The sequence below is a fragment of the Lysinibacillus sp. GW247-5R2A genome (assembly GCF_059424475.1).
This window is the reverse complement of record NZ_JBWKZL010000034.1, coordinates 1-1,444: the sequence shown is the minus strand read 5'-3', so window position 1 is coordinate 1,444 and position 1,444 is coordinate 1. Positions and strand designations below refer to the sequence as shown.

General features: G+C 37.3%; 1 protein-coding gene. It reads right to left on the bottom strand.

The genetic code is table 11. The features are described 5' to 3' along the window. Positions 1-38: 38 nt before the first annotated feature. Positions 39-1,390, bottom strand: a protein-coding gene (locus AC07YC_RS22775) for an IS3 family transposase (RefSeq protein ID WP_494920518.1) whose coding sequence is annotated in 2 segments (ribosomal slippage) — positions 39-940 and positions 940-1,390 — 1,353 coding nt in all. Because the reading frame shifts where the segments join, the coding sequence is not laid out codon by codon here. Positions 1,391-1,444 lie beyond the last annotated feature (54 nt).

The window sequence follows — 1,444 nt, the reverse complement described above, 5'->3', positions numbered from 1 at the left end:
TGAAGTGACCCCTAATAGTTAGACACGGTTATTTCGATTTAGGCAGCTTGGATAAAATGAGTTCGGTATTGCACCGGACTCATTTTTAATTTTGCCTTCATACGTTTCGTGTTGTAATAATTTATATAGTTTTTAAGTTCAAATTTTAACTGTTCGACACTTTCAAATTCTTTTAGGTAGAGGAATTCTGATTTCATGATACCGAAAAAATTCTCCATTACTGAGTTGTCGTAACAGTTTCCTTTACGGGACATACTTTGCACAACACCTCTTGATTCAAGGGCATGCCGAAATTGCTTCATTTGATAATGCCAGCCTTGATCAGAATGCATCAGTAGCTTATGTTTTTCTGGCAACCTCTTTAAAGCTTTTTCTAACATCTCAGAAACTAATGAATACGTTGGTCTAGAGCCGATTGTGTACGTAATAATTTCTCCGTTAAACAAGTCTAAAACAGGCGATAAATAAAGCTTCTCTCCGAATAACTTAAACTCTGTGATATCCGTTACCCACTTCTCATATGGAGCTTCTGCAGTAAAATTGCGATCTAAAATATTCGGCGCTATTTTACCAACTGTACCTTTATAAGATTTATATTTTTTCATTCGAACTAAGCACTTTAAGCCTAGGGCTTTCATGATGCGTTGCACTTTCTTATGATTCACTTTTTTCCCACGATTCGCTAGCTCATCTCGAATACGACGGTATCCATAACGGCCTTCGTGTTCATTATAAATGGCTTGAATTTCAGCCTTTAACTCGGCATCTGGATCTGGTCGACTCATCTTCTTTACTAAATCGTAGTATGTGCTACGTGGAATTTCTGCGAATGCCACAAGCGCCTTCACCGAGTATTTATGCCTTAATTCACAAATGACCTTTACTTTGTCTTTCGTGGTGATTTTTCCTTGGCTTGAACTAAGGCATTCAACTTTTTTAAATACTCGTTTTCCATTTCAAGCTGCTTAATACGTGCTTGAAGTGCTTCTGTCGAGCCTTCTAGTACATTTTTAGGTTGTTTAGTCGATTCTTTTTTCATGGTTGGACGCCCCTTTTTCTTAGAAAAGAGCGCATCCAATCCGCTTGTTCTCAGTTGAATACGCCACCTTCGAATCATTCCAGGTGAAGAAATTTTAAAGATAACCGCGGCTTCGTTAGAGGAAACGCCATTTTCGTTCATATAGTTTAGTACGTCCATTTTAAACTGCGCTGTATAAGATGTATAGGATTTTTCAAAAGCAGATAAACCATGGTATTCAAATTGCTTAATCCAGTTACGCACAACAGATTCGTAAGTACTGATAGATTCTGCGATTTCTTTTATACTCTCTGATGAATTTTGATAGCGCATAACGGCATCTAGTTTTTGTTCATTTGTAAATTTCGTCATAAAAAAACTACACCTCCAATTGTTAGTTGTGTCTAACAATTGGGGTGCAGTTCA